The sequence below is a fragment of the Pseudomonas sp. IT-P44 genome (assembly GCF_949768225.1).
GTDB classification, from domain to species: domain Bacteria; phylum Pseudomonadota; class Gammaproteobacteria; order Pseudomonadales; family Pseudomonadaceae; genus Aquipseudomonas; species Aquipseudomonas migulae.
In genome coordinates, this window is record NZ_CATKQM010000068.1 from 1 (window position 1) to 14940 (window position 14940).

16 protein-coding genes are annotated in these 14940 nt (G+C 60.3%); 7 read left to right on the forward strand and 9 right to left on the reverse strand.

Annotated elements, in window-relative coordinates; all coding sequences use genetic code 11:
• Positions 1 to 8: 8 nt before the first annotated feature.
• Positions 9 to 314, reverse strand: coding sequence for a chaperone modulator CbpM (locus ACM6IO_RS25595; protein WP_008038687.1), 306 nt, complete (start codon positions 312 to 314; stop codon positions 9 to 11).
• A gap of 23 nt (positions 315 to 337) precedes the next feature.
• Complete coding sequence (locus tag ACM6IO_RS25600) at positions 338 to 1285, reverse strand: DnaJ C-terminal domain-containing protein (protein ID WP_008031184.1); 948 nt, start codon at positions 1283 to 1285, stop codon at positions 338 to 340.
• Between the two features lie 298 nt (positions 1286 to 1583).
• Between ACM6IO_RS25600 and ACM6IO_RS25605 the strand changes: the two genes are divergently transcribed.
• The gene (locus tag ACM6IO_RS25605) at positions 1584 to 2858 is read left to right on the forward strand and encodes an Hsp70 family protein (protein ID WP_008031182.1); all 1275 of its coding nucleotides are present in this window, start codon (positions 1584 to 1586) and stop codon (positions 2856 to 2858) included.
• 143 nt (positions 2859 to 3001) lie between these two features.
• On the opposite strand, the gene ACM6IO_RS25610 is transcribed toward ACM6IO_RS25605, so the two are convergent.
• The 3 genes from ACM6IO_RS25610 to ACM6IO_RS25620 all read right to left on the reverse strand — a co-directional run bounded on the left by ACM6IO_RS25610 (position 3002) and on the right by ACM6IO_RS25620 (position 5417).
• A complete protein-coding gene (locus ACM6IO_RS25610) occupies positions 3002 to 4015 on the reverse strand; it encodes an AI-2E family transporter (protein WP_008038685.1) in 1014 nt (337 codons plus the stop codon).
• 237 nt (positions 4016 to 4252) lie between these two features.
• Positions 4253 to 4558: a PsiF family protein gene (locus ACM6IO_RS25615; RefSeq protein ID WP_414912476.1), complete on the reverse strand. Its 306-nt coding sequence runs from the start codon at positions 4556 to 4558 to the stop codon at positions 4253 to 4255.
• 64 nt (positions 4559 to 4622) lie between these two features.
• Positions 4623 to 5417: an AraC family transcriptional regulator gene (locus ACM6IO_RS25620; protein WP_192226946.1), complete on the reverse strand. Its 795-nt coding sequence runs from the start codon at positions 5415 to 5417 to the stop codon at positions 4623 to 4625.
• A gap of 96 nt (positions 5418 to 5513) precedes the next feature.
• Here ACM6IO_RS25620 and ACM6IO_RS25625 point away from each other — a divergent pair, with 96 nt between their 5' ends.
• Positions 5514 to 6401 (forward strand): DMT family transporter, encoded by an 888-nt coding sequence (locus ACM6IO_RS25625; RefSeq protein WP_223435091.1) that lies wholly within the window; start codon positions 5514 to 5516, stop codon positions 6399 to 6401.
• A gap of 97 nt (positions 6402 to 6498) precedes the next feature.
• Here ACM6IO_RS25625 and ACM6IO_RS25630 read toward each other — a convergent pair whose 3' ends face one another.
• The 3 genes from ACM6IO_RS25630 to ACM6IO_RS25640 form a co-directional block, all read right to left on the reverse strand.
• On the reverse strand, positions 6499 to 7389 hold the full coding sequence (locus ACM6IO_RS25630) for an alpha/beta fold hydrolase (RefSeq protein ID WP_414912477.1): 891 nt from the start codon (positions 7387 to 7389) through the stop codon (positions 6499 to 6501).
• Positions 7390 to 7497: 108 nt separating this feature from the next.
• The gene (locus tag ACM6IO_RS25635) at positions 7498 to 7803 is read right to left on the reverse strand and encodes a DMT family transporter (protein WP_008031171.1); all 306 of its coding nucleotides are present in this window, start codon (positions 7801 to 7803) and stop codon (positions 7498 to 7500) included.
• Positions 7804 to 8442, reverse strand: a complete 639-nt coding sequence (locus ACM6IO_RS25640; protein WP_414912478.1) for an FMN-dependent NADH-azoreductase — start codon at positions 8440 to 8442, stop codon at positions 7804 to 7806. It lies immediately after the preceding gene.
• A 108-nt stretch (positions 8443 to 8550) separates the two neighbouring features.
• Between ACM6IO_RS25640 and ACM6IO_RS25645 the strand changes: the two genes are divergently transcribed.
• The gene (locus ACM6IO_RS25645; RefSeq protein WP_414912525.1) at positions 8551 to 9513 is read left to right on the forward strand and encodes a LysR substrate-binding domain-containing protein; all 963 of its coding nucleotides are present in this window, start codon (positions 8551 to 8553) and stop codon (positions 9511 to 9513) included.
• 62 nt (positions 9514 to 9575) lie between these two features.
• Here ACM6IO_RS25645 and ACM6IO_RS25650 read toward each other — a convergent pair whose 3' ends face one another.
• Positions 9576 to 11651 carry an AsmA family protein gene (locus tag ACM6IO_RS25650; RefSeq protein ID WP_414912479.1) on the reverse strand — a complete coding sequence of 692 codons (2076 nt, stop codon included), beginning with the start codon at positions 11649 to 11651 and terminating at the stop codon, positions 9576 to 9578.
• 388 nt (positions 11652 to 12039) lie between these two features.
• Here ACM6IO_RS25650 and ACM6IO_RS25655 point away from each other — a divergent pair, with 388 nt between their 5' ends.
• The 4 genes from ACM6IO_RS25655 (at position 12040) to ACM6IO_RS25670 (ending at position 14927) form a co-directional block, all read left to right on the forward strand.
• Positions 12040 to 12594, forward strand: a complete 555-nt coding sequence (locus ACM6IO_RS25655) for a hypothetical protein (RefSeq protein WP_192226941.1) — start codon at positions 12040 to 12042, stop codon at positions 12592 to 12594.
• A gap of 157 nt (positions 12595 to 12751) precedes the next feature.
• On the forward strand, positions 12752 to 13384 hold the full coding sequence (locus ACM6IO_RS25660) for a TetR family transcriptional regulator (RefSeq protein WP_008035416.1): 633 nt from the start codon (positions 12752 to 12754) through the stop codon (positions 13382 to 13384).
• Positions 13385 to 13755: 371 nt separating this feature from the next.
• Entirely contained in the window at positions 13756 to 14256 is a 501-nt protein-coding gene (gene ureE / locus ACM6IO_RS25665; RefSeq protein WP_414912480.1) for an urease accessory protein UreE, read from the forward strand.
• Complete coding sequence (locus tag ACM6IO_RS25670) at positions 14253 to 14927, forward strand: urease accessory protein UreF (protein ID WP_192419689.1); 675 nt, start codon at positions 14253 to 14255, stop codon at positions 14925 to 14927. Before ureE ends, ACM6IO_RS25670 begins: the two co-directional genes overlap by 4 nt.
• The last annotated feature ends 13 nt before the right edge of the window (positions 14928 to 14940 follow it).

Here is a 14940-nt window from a genome sequence, read left to right on the forward strand (position 1 = left end):
TGGCTCAGCTATTCGACAACCAACCGCGCCAACCGCTGCTTGAGCATCCGGTTCTCGGCCCGCAGTTGCTGCACCTCTTCAAGCAGGTCCAGCGCCAGGGCGACGCCTTCCCACTCCAGCTCCAGGTCGTGCCGCAGCTTGGCGGCACGCTTGGCCAGCGCCAGCTCATAATCGGTGAAACGCCAATCCTTGGGCTGCTTGCCCTGAGGTTCGAGGATGCCGTGCTCGACGATTTCGATCACGTAGACGTCCGACAAATCGGTCGCCTCACAGAATTCTGCCATGTCCAGTTGAACGATCAGGGGGTTGCTCATGATGGGCTACTCCGTCTCTTGGATCAGAAGTTTTCTCTCGGGTCGAATGCGGCTTTTTTCGCCAGTTCCTGCCACAACGCCTTGACCTCATCGCTCGAGGTTTTTGGCATGACCGCCTTCAACTGCACGAACAGATAACCGCGTTGACCGGCCTTGTTCAGCAAGCCGTGGCCCTTGGCACGCATGCGCTGGCCGTTCTGGCTACCGGCGGGCACCTTGAGGTTGATCTTGCCTGTCAGTGTAGGCACGGCCACTTCGGTGCCCAGCGCCAACTCCCACGGAGCCAGCGGCAGCGTAATGATCAGGTCCTCGCCTTCGACGTCGAACTTCGGATGCGGCGCAAAGCGAATGATCAGGAACAAGTCGCCGTTGGCGCCACCACCGATGCCCGGTGCACCCTGGCCTTTGAGGCGGATGCGCTCGCCGTCGGTCACGCCGGCGGGGATTTTCACGTTCAGGCTTTTGCTGGTGTTGCTGACGTGCTGGCCGGCAGCGTTGTACTGCGGCACCTGGAACGTGACCTTCTTCGATTCGTTCGAGAGGGTTTCTTCCAGAAAGATTCCAAGTTCCATTTCCACGTCTTGCCCTCGACGTCCGGCACTGCGGCGCGACTCTCCACCACCAAACCCAGGACCACGGTTACCGAAGATCGAACTGAAAAAGTCCGAAAAATCGCCCGAGTCCTGACCGCCACCAAAACCACCGCCGCCACGTCCCTGCCAACCTGGCGGGCCCTGGAACGGTTGGCCGTGCTGGCCGTATTTGCGCAAGTCGTCGTATTCGGCGCGCTTGTCGGCACTTTTCAGCGCTTCATAGGCTTCCGAAGCGTCCTTGAATTTGGACTCGGCGTCCTTTTCCTTGCTGACGTCCGGGTGGTATTTGCGCGCCAGCTTGCGATAAGCCGCCTTGATCGTCTTATCGTCCGCGGTCGGTTCCACACCGAGAATCTTGTAATAGTCTTTGAAGTCCATCGTGGAATCACCATCCATTATCAAAATCGCGCCATCAGCCTCAGCATGCTCTTAATTGCCGCACGAGGTTTGACCGATCTCAAGTTTGTGACCGGACAGCGCATTAGAAGTTTATCGGCAGCGGCGGGCGGTACTTTTGACCATCCCAATGGCTGCCAGGGCCAATGCAGACAAGTTTGGGGCATGGGGCCATCTTATCAAGGCGCTAATTACCGAGATTTAGCGGATAGTCGGCCTTCGAATCTGCGCCGCACTGGCATACACTGCGCGGCCGTTTTTTAACCGGAACCTGATAGACATGAAAAACGCATCTCCAGCCCGTGCCTGTGGTATCGACTTTGGCACGTCCAACTCCACCGTCGGCTGGCTGCGCCCCGGCATGGAAACGCTGATCGCGCTGGAGGACGACAAGATCACCCTGCCCTCGGTGGTCTTCTTCAATATGGAAGAACGCCGCCCGGTGTACGGCCGTCTGGCGCTGCACGAGTACCTGGAAGGCTACGAAGGCCGGCTGATGCGCTCGCTCAAGAGCCTGCTGGGTTCCAAGCTGATCAAGCACGACACCAGCGTTCTCGGCACGGCGATGCCGTTCAAGGACCTGCTCGGGTTGTTCATCGGTCAGTTGAAGAAACGTGCCGAAACCGCCGCTGGTCGCGAGTTCGACGAAGTGGTGCTGGGTCGTCCGGTGTTCTTCGTCGATGACGACGAAATGGCCGACCAGGAAGCGGAAAACACCTTGGTGGACGTGGCCCGCGCCATCGGCTTCAAGGATGTGTCGTTCCAGTACGAGCCGATTGCGGCAGCGTTCGACTATGAGTCGACCATCGAAAAGGAAGAGTTGGTACTGATCGTCGACATCGGCGGTGGTACGTCTGACTTCTCGCTGGTGCGCCTGTCTCCTGAACGCCGCAACCACGACAACCGTCACGAGGACATCCTCGCCACCGGCGGCGTGCACATCGGCGGGACCGATTTCGACAAGCAGTTGAGCCTGCAAGGCCTGATGCCACTGTTCGGCTACGGCAGCCGCATGAAAAGCGGCGCCTACATGCCGACCAGCCACCACATGAACCTGGCGACCTGGCACACCATCAACTCGGTGTACTCGCAGAAGTCGACCCTGGCCCTGGGCAGCATGCGCTACGACATCGAAGACACCGGCGGCATCGACCGTCTGTTCAAGCTGATCGAGCAACGTGCCGGGCACTGGCTGGCGATGGAAGTGGAAGAAACCAAGATCCAGCTGACCCACGCCGACAGCCGCCATGTGCCGCTGGACCGCATCGAGCCGGGCCTGAGCGTGGAGTTGAGCCGGGCGTTGTTCGAATCGGCCATCGACAACTTGCTGGAGCGCGTGCGCAACAGCGTGACCCAGATGCTGAACGACGCCGACGTGCGGGTCGATCAGGTGGATACGGTGTTCTTCACCGGTGGTTCGAGCGGGATTCCGGCATTGCGCAACAGCGTCTCGGCGATGTTGCCGAATGCGCGGCATGTGGAAGGCAACATCTTTGGCAGCATCGGCAGTGGTTTGGCGATTGAAGCGGCCAAGCGTTATGGGCCGATGGACTGATCCAGAACCGCGTCGCGCCCTTCGCGGGCAAGCCTCGCTCCTACAGGTTTGGTGTCGTAACCATTATCGGTGAACGACACAAACCCTGTAGGAGCGAGGCTTGCCCGCGAAAGCGTCAGATCAGGCAATAAATATCGACCGGATCAAACCATCCCCACCTGCTTCAACTCACTCTTCAAATACGCGTAATAAATCGGCCCAGCCACCACCCCCGGCAGGCCGAACGCTGCCTCGAACACCAGCATCGCCAACAGCAACTCCCACGACTTGGCACTGATCTGCCCGCCGACAATGCGCGCGTTGAGGAAGTATTCGAGCTTGTGGATAACAATCAGATAACCCAGCGCGGCCACCGCGACCCAGATCGACAGCGACAAGCCGACGATGGTGATCAGCGTGTTCGACATCAGGTTGCCGATCACCGGCAACAGGCCGAGCAGGAAGGTCAGCACGATCAGGGTTTTGGTCAGCGGTAGTTTGATGCCGAACATCGGCAGGACCACCGCCAGGAAAATCCCGGTGAAGAAGGTGTTGAGCAGGGAAATCTTGATCTGTGCGAACACGATGTTGCGGAACGCCTGGACCAGCAGGTGCAAGCGATCAAACAGTGCGGCGGCCAGCGGCTTGCGCTTGGTCAGGTCCGGCACCCGTTGCAGGGCGATGATCGCGCCGAGCACCATGCCGATCAGCAACGTCACGAACATGTGCGCCGCGTCCTTGCCCACCAGTTGCAGATCGCTGAGGTGTTTGCTCATCCACTCGCCAATCGCCACGCGAAACTCGGCGGCGCTGGCCGGCAGGTAGGCGTCGATGAACGGCGGCAACTGACCGCGAGCGCGGTCGACCACGAGCATGAATTTATCGAGGGAAGCGCCGGGGTTTTCCGCCTCATGCAGCAGAAAACTGAAGGCGCCGGCAAAGATCAGCGTCAGTACACTGACCACCAACGTCCCCAGTAACGCCACCGCCAGCCAGCGCGCACGCCGACCTTCGATCAGTCGCTGCAATTGCGGGGTGAGCATGTTGACCAGTTCGAACACCAGCAGACCGGCCAGCAGGCTTGGCAGCAAGCGCAACGGAATCACCAGCAGCAAACCACCAAAGATGATGACCCAACTGATGAGCAGCAAGACTTGGCGTTGAGAAAACGTTGGCATACAGCCTCAAAACGAACGGCGTAAAAGGATTGGCAGTCTGCCAGCGTTCGGGTGTCAGCACTAGGGATTGTGTGGGGCGACGTTGGTCGGGGGCTGAGGCAATTTCTTCAGTGCCCTTGCCGGCCTCTTCGCGAGCAAGCCCGCTCCCACATTGGAACTGTGTACGCCGGACAAATGTGGGAGCGGGCTTGCTCGCGAAGAGGCCCTCACAGCCCCCACATATCCCCAGCCCAGTACTTATTTTTTCTTCAGGCAATCACTCATGAACGCCTTGCGCTCATCACCCTTGAGGGCCTTGGTCGCGACATCGGCATTGCAGGTTTTCATCTTCTCTTGCTGAGGGGTCAAGGCTTTCGCGTCATTGGCGGCTGGCGCGGCTTTAAGGCAGGTGCTCATGAAGGCTTTGCGCTCATCGCCCTTGAGGTTTTTCGCGGTAGCGTCGGCATTGCAGGTGGTCATCTTGTTCTGTTGGGCAGTGGCGGCGAAGCCCTGGGAGCAGAGCAGCAAACCGATCATCAACAAAGGGACACGCAACATCGTCATGGAGTTTTCTCCTTGTTGCCGCACCGAGGGGCACGGCCTCGTTCTGGAGTGTAGACAAAGCCTGTTACAGCTTCCTGCCCGGCAGATGGCTTCGGCGATACTGCTCCGGTGTACACCCGGCCTGGCGCTGGAACATGGCGATAAACGCCGACCCGGTGCTGTAGCCCATGTCGAACGCGATTTCCTGAATGCTGCGATGACTGTCCAGTGCTTCGATCGCCGCCAGAAAGCGCAGGCGCTGCCGCCATTCGCCGAAACTCATGCCCAACTCGCGCACAAACTGCCGCGCCAGGGTGCGCTCGCTGACGTGAATCTGCTCGGCCCATGCCGACAGCGGCCGGTTATCTCCAGGCTCAACCTGCAAGGCTTCCAGAATCCCGAGCAGCCCGGGACTGCTGGCGTAGGGCAAGTAGCATTGGTGGATGGGCGCCTGCTGCAGCTGATCCACCAGCACTTGGGCCAGGCGTTGGTCGGTCTCTTGCTCGGGAATCTTCACGTCACGGGCGGCGAAGTCCTTGAGGATTGCCTTGAGGATGTCGCTGATCGCCAGGGTACAGGCCTGCTTCGGCAGCTCGTGGCACAGCGCCGGCGCCAGGCAGACGGCGCGGTAGTTGATCGGTTGATTGCTGTAGAAACTGTGCTCGATCTGCGGCGGCACCCACACGGCATATTGCGGCGGCGACATGAAACGGCTGCTGCCGATTTCCATGTGCAACACACCGTTGGCCGAATACTCCAGAGTACCCCAGGGGTGACGGTGGGCCGAGGCATATTCGTGGCTATTGAAGTCGGCGTAGCGGAAGTACACCGGCGCGGGCAATTCGCTGAAATCCAGCAGGTCGATGTGTTTGCTGCTCATGCTGTCTGTCATCAGGGTCAGGTTGTCTGGATCGCAGTATAGGCTTGCATCCGGACAGGCGATAATTCTCCCTCATTAACGTTCTGGTTGTTCCTGATGCAATACGCTTATCCCCTGCTGGCCATTTTCATTTGGGCTGGCAATACCGTGATCACCAAAATGTCGGCCGGGGCGATCTTCCCGGCGGAGATCGGTTTTTACCGCTGGCTGCTGGCCGGATTGTTGTTCACACCGTTCATGCTCAAACCGGTGATCGCCCATTGGTCGGCCATCCGCCCGAACCTGTGGAAGATTTTCGTCCTCGGCGTGCTGGGCATGGCGGTTTATCAGAGCCTGGCGTACTTCGCGGCGACGCTGACGTCGGCCACCAACATGGGCATCATCCTGTCGCTGATGCCGTTGATGTCGCTGGCCATGGCCATCGTCAGCCTGGGCCAGCGCCTGACCGCCGGCGCGCTGGCCGGTGCGGTGTTGTCGTTTGGCGGTGTGTTGGTGGTGGTGTCGTCCGGCAGCCTCAGTGCATTGCTTGAGCACGGGGTGAATCTGGGCGATGCAATGATGCTGATCGCCACGCTGGCCTATGCGATTTACAGCACGCTGCTGAAAAAATGGCAGCTGCGTTTGCCGCCGCTGGTGTTGTTGTATCTGCAGGTGTGGGTGGCGGTTGTGGTGCTGTTTCCGTTGTTCGCCGTGTCGCCGAAAATCGGTCCGACGCTGCAGAATATTCCGCTGGTGCTGTACGCCTGCCTGCTGGCGTCGATGGTTGCACCGCTGGCATGGATGCAGGCCGTGGTGCGTCTGGGGCCGAGCCGGACGACGCTGTTTTTCAATTTGCTGCCGGTGATTACCGCATTGATTGCCGCGCTGGTGTTGCATGAGCAATTGGCGATGTATCACCTGGTGGGCGGGATGTTGACGTTGGGTGGGGTGATTGTTTCGGAGCGTTGGACCATGGTGTTGGGGCGCAAGGTTAGCGTCGCCTGACATGGCGCCTTCGCGGGCAAGCCTCGCTCCTACAGGGACAGCGCATGAACTGTAGGAGCGAGGCTTGCCCGCGAAGAACGATAATGCGGTCTGACGGCTAAACCCCCGCCGCCTTCAACCGCGCCGCATGCTCCACAAACAACCGGATCGGCTCGGCCCCCTTCCCCACCAACCCCAACGATTGGTTGACGATGTCAAAGTGATCCAGCGGATACTCATCGCCAATCACCGTGCCCAGATGTGAGCTGTAACGCCCGACCATCCCGTCGCAATGCCCGACTTCACGCACGAAGGTTTTGGCAAACAGCCGACAACTGCGGTTCGTCCCGTCGAACAGATTGCGCCCGCGATCGGTCTTGCCTGGCTGCAACGTGCCGGACCACGAGTAATAGCGCACGCCGTTGACCTCTTCCGGCCCGTGCCCGCCCCATGTTTCAGGCAAGCCCTGTGGATAACGTTGATTGAACAACGTCACTCCCGCCGTCGTCAGCGATTCATGGGACGCGTGGATGTCCACCGGCAGCTTCGGCCCGCGATAGCCGGTTTCCAGCAAACTCATCAACGCACCGATGATTCGAAGAAAAAACGCCAGCAGCCGCCCCCTCGCGCTGTCCGCCGGGTAATGTTTGTGCAAGTAGTCCGCCAGTTCAGAGCCGTGATTGGGGCCTGCCACCGAGGTCACGGAAGCCACGCGATCCGGGCGTTTGGCGGCGGCATATCGGGCGGTCAGCGAGCCTTGGCTGTGGCCGATCAGGTTGACCTTCTCGGCACCGGTTTCGCGCAGGATTTCATCGATCCGCGCCAGCAATTGTTCACCGCGCACTTCAGTCGAGTGCAGCGGCGACACCTGAACCGCAATCACCGTCGCCCCTCCCTGGCGCAACGCCGCCACGATCCCGTACCAGTACGGATAAAGCACCAGACGGATAAACCCGAGCATTCCCGGGACCAGCACCAACGGATAACGCGTGGCAGAACCTTGCGACATGGGCGAACGTCCTTGTGATCGGTGAGGTGACGCAAGGCTGAAAGCAAGACATCAGCCCAGCATCGACATCGAATGTGACAGCTCGACGACCAGTCTATGACATCCGCTCTATTTCAGCCCCGCCACCCCCGCCACGATCAATCCGACCGATACCAGTTTGACCGCCGTCAGACTTTCGCCGAGCAACGCAAACCCGAGAAACACCGTGCCCAGCGAACCGATAGCGGTCCAGATCGGGTAAGCGATGCTCACCGGCAATTCGCGCATCGCCAGGGTCAGGAAGTAAATCCCGCCCACCGCCGCCACTACCGTGATCAGTGACGGCCAGAGCCGGGTGAAGCCTTCGGCATACTTCATGCCCATGGCAAAGGTGACTTCGAACCCGGCGGCAATCAGCAAAAACACCCAGGCCATCTAGAACTCCCTGGCCAGCGCCAGCAAACGCTGCTCGGCCTCGACGACGGAGATCTCGAAGGTGCGCTCGGCGGATTCTTCACCCTCGGCGGCCACGACGGTCACGTCGGTAATGCCGATAAACCCCAGCGCCGTGCGCAACAGCGTATCGGCATGGTTCAAGGCTTCCAGTTCACCACCGGGACCGAAACCGAACCCGCCACGGCTGGTGACGATCAGCGCTTTCTTGCCGTGCACCAACGGCTCGTATTGCGCGACACCATTGTCCAGCGTGTGATTGAAGGTCAGCCCGAGCCGCACGATTTGATCGATCCACGCCTTGAGGCCGCTGGGCACGCTGAAGTTGTGCATCGGCGTGGAAATCAGCAGCAGATCGTGGCCCAGCAACTCGGCGACCAGTTCATCGCTGAACGCGAGGTCGGCCTGCATCGTCAGCGGCCGCGCCTCGGGCTCGGGGTAAAACGCGGCGGCCACAAACGCTTCGTTGACCGGAGGAATCAACGCCCGTCCGACTTCGCGACGAGTCAGTTGCGCTTGCGGATGGCGGGCCTGCCAGGCGCCGAGAAACACTTCGGCCAGGCGACGGGAGTGGGAACGTTCGCCCCGTGGACTGGCGTGAATGGCAAGAATTGTGTTCATCTGAAACTCCTGAGGACTAAACTCAAACGGCGTGTGGCATGCAGCTTGTGCTCGCGACCGCCTCGCCTCAAATGAGCAAAAATCAGCTTGGGTGAATTCATTTCATCCATGGAGTGTTCAATGTTTGCCTCGCTGCCACTGACCGCCCTGCGCGCCTTCGAATCCGCCTCACGCCTGCTGAGTTTCAAGGCCGCCGCCGAAGAACTGTCGGTGACGCCAACGGCGGTTTCCCACCAGATCCGCTCGCTGGAAACCTGGCTCGGCGTGCCGCTGTTCGAGCGACTGCCACGGCAAGTACGCCTGACCGAATGCGGCGAGCGCCTGTTTCACAGCCTGCACGGCGCTTTTCTGGAAGTGGCGCAAAGCGTCGACACCTTGCGCCCGCAACGCAGTGGCACCAGCCTGACAATCTCCACCACCGCCGCTTTTGCCGCCTTGTGGCTGGTGCCGCGACTGGGGCGGTTTTACGCCCGGCATCCGAACATCAGCGTGCGGCTGGACACCCATTGCGAAGTCATCGATTTGCATCAGGACGCCAGCGTCGATCTGGTGGTGCGCTATAGCCTCGATGACTACCCGAACCTTTATGGCCTGTGCCTGTTCGATGAATCGTTCGGCGTTTATGGCTCGCCGGAACAGGTTGCACAGGCCAGCATCCGGGCACCGACGTTGATCAGCGTGCGTTGGCACAACTCGAAGCTGTACGCCCATGGCTGGGAAGCGTGGTGCTCGCAGTCAGCAGAAACCTGGCTGACGGCAAACCCGGCGGTCCGCGAATACGACGAAGAGCATTACGCGCTGCAAGCAGCGATCGCCGGACAAGGCCTGGTGCTGGCGAGCAATATCCTGGTGTCCGAGAGCGTGGCCAGTGGTTTGTTGGTGGCTTACCGGAGTGACATTCAGGTGAATGGCGCCGGCTACAGCGCGCTGTGCGTACCGGGTCGTGAACGCCATCCGCCGGTGCGGGCATTTTTTGCGTGGTTGCAGGAGGAAGCCCGATTGTCTGGCTTGCTGCCAAGATCGCCAATCACATCAAACTTTTCGCCGCGCTTGTCACTCACACCGGAGTAGCGATCACTTCCCTGTGGCCGACATCCTGAAAGATTTGTAGCGCCTGTCAGACCGCCATCGATTTATTTGGTGGGTTTAACGGTGACTGGCGCCTTGCCCGCCTTCATCTGCTCCAGCAACGGCGCACACTGATTCGGCTCACCCCCACTCGGCGCCACCAGCGCCAGCAACCCCGCCGCCGGCGCCGCAATCACGCCCAAGGCCACCATCCCCGCCCCGCGCAATATCAGCGGCACCGCCTTCACGCCCGCATCCGGCTTGATGAACTTGCCCCGCACGTACAGCGGCGAACGCAGGGAAATCAGGCGCCAGCCCTTGGATTCCGGGGTGATGGTCAGGTCCAGTTGCTCAGTCGCCATGTTCGCCGTGCCATCGATGTAGATGATCGCGTTCTCGGTATCGAAGACAAACAACCGAGTGGTCGCCAGGCCGGTCTTGATGTCGAAGTCGGCCGCCGCGCAATTGATCTTCACTTCTTTGTCGCCAAAGATTTTACCGACCACGTAGTTGCCAACGTTGAGCCCGGCCAGTTCCATCAACTCGCGGCTGATGGCACCGTCGTTGATCAGCATCTTCAGATTGCCATTGGCCGTGCCCAGCAACTTGGCCACCGAGTTGCCGTGACCACTGATGTCGGCATCGCCATTGAGCTCGCCGAAACTGGTCTTCATCGGTTCAAAGGTCGGGAACAGCTGCTTGAGCTTGAAACCGCGCCCGGTCAGCTTGGCGTTGCCTTCCAGCGGCTCGGTGCGACCGTTCAGGCGAATCTGCGCATCCAGTTTGCCGCCGGCCACGCCGAAACGCAGGGGTTCGAGGCTGAGCACGCCGTCGGTCAGCACCAGGTGCGTGTAGAGATCGTTGAACGGCAGTTTTTCACTGTGGACGATGCGCTTGCCGGTGAATTCGACGTCGGCGTCCATGTCGCGCCAGCGCTCGGTCTTGAACTCTTCGACCGGTAACACCTTGTCCGCCGGCTGCTTGCTTTCGCCGCCGCGGGCCTTTTGCTTGGCGTTGGAGTCGGCGCCGATCAAGGGCGCAAGGTCGGTAAACAACAGTTGATTGGAGAGCAGCGAACCGCTGAGTTTCGGCCGAGGCTGGCTGGCGACATAGGCCAGGCTGCCATGGATGTCGCTCTCGCCGATCTTGCCGTTGAACGCTTCGTAATGGAACACCGCGCCGCCCGGCTCATGCAGCTTGGCGATCAAGTGGCCGTCGGTGGCGTAGGGCGGTGTATCCGGCAGGGTCACGCCGGTCAGCGGATAGAGGTTGCCCAGGCTGCTGCCGGCCAGTTTCAGCCGCAGGTCCAGCGCACCAAGGTTGAGTGGGTCGGTCAGCGTACCGGCGAGCTCGACGCTGGTGTCGGCAATCTTGACCTGGGCCTGGAGCGGGAACGGCCGGGCCGAATCCTGCAAGGCCAGCAGGCCGCCGATCTTGCCTTCGCCCGTCAGTTTCTGGCCGTGGTATTGGCCTTTGACCTTCAGTGCAAACGCGTAATCCTGGGGAGCCACGCCCTTCTCCTGCGTAGTTTTCGCGGCTTTTTCGCCGACGATGTCGCTGAACGGGATCGGTTTGCCCAGCGGATCGATGATCAGGTCGAGCTGGGTTTTCAGGCTCTGGTCGTCGAGGGTGACGTGGCCTTTGTCGAAGCCGATCGCACCGATGTCGACCACCCAACTGGAAGGTTCGGCGTTCGGGTCTTTCGGGTCGAACTTGAAGGTCCAGTTGGCGCGGCCATCGGCCAGGCGCTGGAGGTCTGCGTTTGGTTCGGTCAAGTCAATGCGCGGGATCGTCACCCGTTGCGCCAACAAGGCCAGCGGCGAAATACGCAGCTCGACGCGTTTGAGCGTGGCCATTTGCGGCTGCTTCGACCAGTCCGGGTTGCCGAGGCTCAGGTCCTGCGCCACCACATGCGGCCACGGCACCCAGGCGCGCCACCCACCTTCGTCAAGCTCACGCTGCCAGACCACCGCGAGGTTGCCATTGATGGCAAACGGTCGATGCAGCTCTTCGGAGACTTTGGCGTTGAGGGTCGGTTTGATCCGGTTCCAATCGAAGAACGCGATGATCAGAACCAGTATCGCCAGTAACACAACCAGGCTGGCAAAGGTCCAGGCAAAAACTTTCGGGGTGCGCGTCATTGCACAGGGCTCCTGAATACGACTGAGCGCCCTGACCGCGACGCGCGTGTGAAACCTCAGGCCAGAACCGGCCTGGCATGAAGCCTAGGACTGGGAAACGGCGCGCAGGTTTAATCGAAATGCGGCTTAACGTTCAAATAATCGGTCGGGGACACCCTGCACTCGAAATCCGGCGTTACCGACCCCGCACTTTTGTGCGACGCACGTGAGTAGAAAATACCCACATCAGTGCGAAAACATCCGCCGGAAAGGCCCGGTCTAGAGCCTTCGCACGGAACAATCAATTCTGTTGATTATTACCATTGCGTTTATGAACTTTTATATCGACTTATCGAGAGTAGCATTGGCCTCGTACCCACTTTGCCGCCCTCCCACGGAGCACATGATCATGAAACGCCAACTACTGTTTAGCCTTACCCTCTCCATGCTGGCCAGCACCGCTTTCGCCCTGCCAGCCGCTGACCAGGCCACCCCACAAGTGAAAGACAGCCACTCGGTGTTCAGTCAAACCGTTGCCGAAGGTGGTAATGATCGCCTGAAAGAAAAAGGCCTGATCACTCAAGATGGTTCGGACCGCACTCCACAAGGTCAAACCCTGGCTGCTGACGGTTCCGACCGCACTCCACAAGGCCAAACCCTGGCTGCCGACGGCTCCGATCGCACCCCACAAGGCCAAACCCTGGCTGCTGACGGTTCCGACCGCACTCCACAAGGCCAAACCCTGGCTGCTGACGGTTCCGATCGCACTCCACAAGGCCAAACCCTGGCTGCTGATGGTTCCGATCGCACTCCACAAGGCCAAACCCTGGCTGCTGATGGTTCCGACCGCACTCCACAAGGCCAAACCCTGGCTGCTGACGGTTCCGACCGTACCCCACAAGGCCAAACCCTGGCTGAAGGTGGTGGTGACCGCGTAATCGAACGCAACAGCGCTGTGAGCTAAGCCCATGGCGGCCTTGAAAAAAAGCCCAATCCACGGATTGGGCTTTTGACTTTATAGAAGCCACGCATTCCCTCGCATCACTCCCGATAGTCGTTCGACGCCGGCAAAGCCGATTTGCTAGAGTGCGCCGCTGTCTTGTCCAGAAAACACCCTTGCGATGCTGCCCCGCGCCGAACAGAAACAACAAACACGCAACGCCTTGATGGACGCTGCCCGCCATTTGATGGAGTGCGGCCGAGGATTCGGCAGCCTGAGCCTGCGCGAAGTGGCGAAAACTGCCGGCATCGTCCCCACCGGTTTCTACCGGCATTTCGCCGATATGGATGAACTGGGCCTGGTGCTGGTAAGCGAAGTCGGACAAACCTTCCGCGAAACCATCCGCCTGGTGCGTCACAACGAGTTCGTCATGGGCGGCATCATCGATGCCTCGGTGCGGATTTTTCTCGACGTGGTGTCGGCCAATCGTTCGCAATTCCTGTTTCTGGCCCGCGAGCAGTACGGCGGTTCGCTACCGGTGCGCCTGGCCATCGGTCGCTTGCGCGAAGACATCAGCTCGGACCTTGCGGCCGATTTGTCGCTGATGCCAAAGCTGCAACACCTGGACATCGCCGGTCTGAGTGTCATGGCCGATCTCATCGTCAAAAGCGTGTTTGCGACCCTGCCGGAAATCATTGATCCGCCGGCCGAGGCGTTGCCCGCGCATTTGACACCACAAGCGAAAATCACTCAGCAGCTGCGCTTTATCTTCATCGGCCTCAAGCACTGGCAAGGCCTGGGCAGCACGGAATAACCCTCCTGCACGCCGATCTCCTGTAGGAGCCGGCTTGCTGGCGATTCAGACAACACGGTGCATCTGAACCACCACCTCCTTTGTAGGAGCTGGCTTGCTGGCGATGGCGCCCTTCAGCCAATAAAGATGTCGTCTGGTCGACCGCTATCGCCGGCAAGCCGGCTCCTACAAGGTTGGGTGGTGAATGCGGGATCGCGAACAATCTGGAGCACACCCTGCGCCGTCATTTGGTGCGCCTTCCCCAGCCCCGCACCAAATTGCCGCAACAAACTGAAACGCCATCCATGCGCCGACAGGCATTTCCTACACTTGCGCCGATTGGCAAGCCCCTTGCTCTAGCCTGACTATTGTCCATAGCTGGAAGCTTTCCGATGCTGGTGATTCATCGCAGAATCGAGCCTCAACCCGTCTGGGCCGCCGAGTTGCACCTGACCTTCGAAGCCCGGAGCAAAACCCGTTTGCGCTGTTTCAGTGCCGAGGGTGAAGACGTCGGGTTGTTTTTGGAGCGCGGTCAGTCGCCCCTGACTGATGGCGAATGCCTGCAGGCTGAAGACGGGCGCATCGTCCGCGTCTGTGCCCGCCCCGAACAACTGCTGCACGTCACCTGCGCCAACGCCTTCGAACTGACCCGTGCGGCCTATCACCTGGGCAATCGCCACGTCGCCCTGCAAGTCGGTGATGGCTGGTTGCGCCTGCTCGACGACTACGTGCTCAAGGCCATGCTCGAACAACTTGAAGCCAAGGTCGAAAACATCGAAGCACCGTTCCAGCCGGAGCACGGCGCCTATGGCGGTGGCCATCACCACTCTCGTCATGGCGACGAAGACTTCAACTACCCGCCGAAACTGCATCAGTTCGGCGTGCGCCAATGAACCCGGCCTGGGCGCTGTTGCGCCTGGCCAGTCCGCAACTGCCGATTGGCGGCTACAGCTATTCCCAAGGTCTGGAAATGGCGGTGGATAACGGCCGGGTGAATGATTCCGACAGCGCCCGTCGCTGGATCAGCGATCAATTGCTACTGAACCTGGCACGCTTCGAGGCGCCGCTGCTGCTCGCCCACTGCGTGGCCGCCGCCGCAGAAAACTGGGCCGAACTGCTGCAACGCTGCGAAGAACACCGCGCCAGCCGGGAAACCCGCGAGTTGCATCAGGAGAGCCGACAGATGGGCTACTCCTTACAGCAACTGCTCAACGGTTTGCCGGAACTCGATGCACCGGCCCGCGCCTTTCTCGAACAACGCCCCGAACCGCACCTGGCCCTCGGCTGGGCGCTGGCCGCACGCGCCTGGCACATCAGCCCGCAAGACGCGCTGGCCGCGTGGCTCTGGAGCTGGCTGGAAAACCAGTTGGCGGTGCTGATGAAAACCCTGCCGCTAGGCCAGCAAGCCGCGCAACGCCTGACCAGTGAACTGCTGCCGCTGCTGCAACAAGCCCAGCAGGACGCCACCCGAATCAACCCCGACCACTATGGCAGCGCCGCTTTCGGCCTGTCCCTGGCGTGCATGGCCCATGAGCGCCAGTACAGCCGTCTGTTCCGTTCCTAGGGCCTGTTATTTT

Coding starts and splice junctions, on each gene's coding strand:
- ACM6IO_RS25605 (WP_008031182.1), top strand. CDS start 1,584: ATGAAAAACGCATCTCCAGCCCGTGCCTGTGGTATCGACTTTGGCACG.
- ACM6IO_RS25650 (WP_414912479.1), bottom strand. CDS start 11,651: ATGACGCGCACCCCGAAAGTTTTTGCCTGGACCTTTGCCAGCCTGGTT.
- ACM6IO_RS25610 (WP_008038685.1), bottom strand. CDS start 4,015: ATGCCAACGTTTTCTCAACGCCAAGTCTTGCTGCTCATCAGTTGGGTC.
- ACM6IO_RS25640 (WP_414912478.1), bottom strand. CDS start 8,442: ATGAACACAATTCTTGCCATTCACGCCAGTCCACGGGGCGAACGTTCC.
- ACM6IO_RS25600 (WP_008031184.1), bottom strand. CDS start 1,285: ATGGACTTCAAAGACTATTACAAGATTCTCGGTGTGGAACCGACCGCG.
- ACM6IO_RS25645 (WP_414912525.1), top strand. CDS start 8,551: ATGGAGTGTTCAATGTTTGCCTCGCTGCCACTGACCGCCCTGCGCGCC.
- ACM6IO_RS25615 (WP_414912476.1), bottom strand. CDS start 4,558: ATGACGATGTTGCGTGTCCCTTTGTTGATGATCGGTTTGCTGCTCTGC.
- ACM6IO_RS25635 (WP_008031171.1), bottom strand. CDS start 7,803: ATGGCCTGGGTGTTTTTGCTGATTGCCGCCGGGTTCGAAGTCACCTTT.
- ACM6IO_RS25660 (WP_008035416.1), top strand. CDS start 12,752: ATGCTGCCCCGCGCCGAACAGAAACAACAAACACGCAACGCCTTGATG.
- ACM6IO_RS25620 (WP_192226946.1), bottom strand. CDS start 5,417: ATGAGCAGCAAACACATCGACCTGCTGGATTTCAGCGAATTGCCCGCG.
- ACM6IO_RS25595 (WP_008038687.1), bottom strand. CDS start 314: ATGAGCAACCCCCTGATCGTTCAACTGGACATGGCAGAATTCTGTGAG.
- ACM6IO_RS25625 (WP_223435091.1), top strand. CDS start 5,514: ATGCAATACGCTTATCCCCTGCTGGCCATTTTCATTTGGGCTGGCAAT.
- ACM6IO_RS25630 (WP_414912477.1), bottom strand. CDS start 7,389: ATGTCGCAAGGTTCTGCCACGCGTTATCCGTTGGTGCTGGTCCCGGGA.
- ACM6IO_RS25655 (WP_192226941.1), top strand. CDS start 12,040: ATGAAACGCCAACTACTGTTTAGCCTTACCCTCTCCATGCTGGCCAGC.
- ureE (WP_414912480.1), top strand. CDS start 13,756: ATGCTGGTGATTCATCGCAGAATCGAGCCTCAACCCGTCTGGGCCGCC.
- ACM6IO_RS25670 (WP_192419689.1), top strand. CDS start 14,253: ATGAACCCGGCCTGGGCGCTGTTGCGCCTGGCCAGTCCGCAACTGCCG.